This is a genomic window from Vibrio sp. Vb0667 (assembly GCF_033391095.1).
Genome location: NZ_JAWPOL010000081.1, coordinates 1 through 2,239 on the forward strand (window position 1 = coordinate 1; position 2,239 = coordinate 2,239).

General features: G+C 49.0%; 2 protein-coding genes. Both read left to right on the plus strand.

Annotation, left to right across the window (positions count from 1 at the left end; genetic code table 11):
* Window positions 1–256 precede the first annotated feature (256 nt).
* On the plus strand, window positions 257–1,801 hold the full coding sequence (rmuC, locus tag R8269_RS23475) for a DNA recombination protein RmuC (protein ID WP_045603844.1): 1,545 nt from the start codon (window positions 257–259) through the stop codon (window positions 1,799–1,801).
* A 78-nt stretch (window positions 1,802–1,879) separates the two neighbouring features.
* A partial coding sequence (locus R8269_RS23480; protein ID WP_318222691.1) for a class I SAM-dependent methyltransferase occupies window positions 1,880–2,239 on the plus strand: 360 nt, incomplete at its 3' end.

Here is a 2,239-nt window from a genome sequence, read left to right on the forward strand (position 1 = left end):
CGCTAATGTCAGTTTAAATGCGGTTGCAACCGTTGACCAAAGTAATACTGCTGAGAGCCCAAATCCTAGGGCACGACGCTCGTTCATGATGCCTCTGTGTGATGATGTGCCGCTCTTTGCTGAAAGAGTAAGCGGGAGTGAGTATGTTGTACGGAGTGCCTAGTGTATGCGAGGATTTTTCATCCAACAAACTGGACATTTATCCAGTGTCTAAATACCATTGATAAAGATATAAAACATAGGCTAACTCGCTATTATGCAATGGATTCTTGAGCATCAATCTCTCATTCTTTCTTCTCTTTTTGCCGCGACAGCGAGCGGTGTCGCCGTGGGTTGGTGGGTAAAGCAGCGCTTTATTACCCAGACTCAACTACTCGAACAGCAGTTGGTGTCAGAAAAACAGCTTCACCAACAACAGCTTGAACAAGTAAAGCAAAGCCTTGCCGATGCGCAGCAAGAGTTGGATGAACTCGACAACGAGCGCGATAAAGCGGCCTTTGAAGTGCGACAATCGCACGGCAAGTTGATGGCGGCCATGGAGAAATTGCGTTACTTCGAAGCCGTCAAACAAGAACGTCAGCAGTACTTTGATGAGCTGGGCCAAATGCGTGAACAAAAATCCCGTTTGGAAACGCAGCTTCGTGAGCAGCAGGCGCGCCACGAACAAATGAATCAGGCTAATGCGGAAAAACTGGAAATTTTAGAGCAGGCCGAAGTGCGTCTGAAACAACAGTTTGAGCACCTTGCCAATCAACTGTTTGAAGAGAAAACCGCGAAAGTCGATTTGCAAAACCGTCAAAGTTTAGAAGGGTTGTTGTCACCGTTAAAAGAGCAGTTAGAAGGTTTCAAAAAGCAAGTCAACGACAGCTTTAGCCAAGAAGCTAAAGAGCGTCATACGCTGGTGCATGAGCTGAAAAATCTGCAACGCCTCAATGAACAAATGACTCGAGAAGCCGTGAACCTGACCCAAGCGCTCAAAGGCGATAACAAACAGCAAGGTAACTGGGGTGAAGTGGTGTTGGCGCGCGTTTTAGCCGAATCGGGACTGCGCGAAGGGCACGAGTACGAAACGCAAGTGAACCTACAGAGCGAAGCGGGCAAGCGTTACCAACCGGATGTGATTGTGCATTTGCCACAAAACAAGCAAGTGGTGGTCGATTCGAAAATGGCATTGGTGGCGTACGAGCGCTACTTCAATGCCGAAACGGATGCTGAACGCGACCGCGCGTTAAGTGCTCACCTCACCGCACTGCGTGCGCACATCAAAGGTTTGAGCATGAAGGATTACCACAAGCTCAAAGGCATCCAAAGTCTCGATTATGTGCTGATGTTTATACCGGTAGAGCCGGCGTTCCAAGTGGCGATTCAAGCCGACCCAAGCTTGATCAAAGACGCGATGGAGCAAAACATCATCTTGGTTAGCCCAACCACGTTGCTGGTGGCACTGCGCACCATCGACAATTTATGGCGCAACGAACGTCAGAATGAAAACGCCAAACTGATCGCCCAGCGCGCCACCAAACTGTACGACAAGCTGCGTTTATTCATCGATGACATGGAAGGGTTGGGCGGCGCATTAGACCGAGCGAACCAAACCTATCAAGGCGCTATGAACAAGCTGGCGACAGGCCGTGGCAACGTGATTCGTCAAGCAGAAAGCTTTAGGCAGTTGGGGGTTGAAATCAAACGACCGATTTCTTCTGACCTTGCGCAGTTGGCGCAAAGTGATGCATTTTCAGAAAATGAATCACCAAATGAATCGTTAGTAGAAAGACATCCGGCTGAGGATAAAGTAAACTAATCGCCCGCAGTACAGAGGGCGACTTTCATTGTCAGCAAACGCCCTGTAGTGAACAAGTGCTGCCCAAGAGGAATTAGAATGACGGACACAAGTTTGCAATCCAATACAGCGTTAGAGAACGAAACGACCCACTTTGGTTTCACCACAGTGGCGAAAGAAGAAAAAGTGACCAAAGTTGCCGAAGTTTTCCACTCAGTGGCAGCGAAATACGACATCATGAACGACCTGATGTCAGGTGGTATTCACCGCCTTTGGAAGCGTTTTACGATCGATTGCAGTGGCGCTCGTCCTGGTCAGCGCATTCTGGATCTAGGTGGTGGTACGGGTGACCTAACCGCGAAATTCTCGCGTATTGTGGGTGACCAAGGCCACGTTGTTCTGGCAGATATTAACAACTCAATGCTGAATGTTGGCCGCGACAAACTGCGCGATAACGGC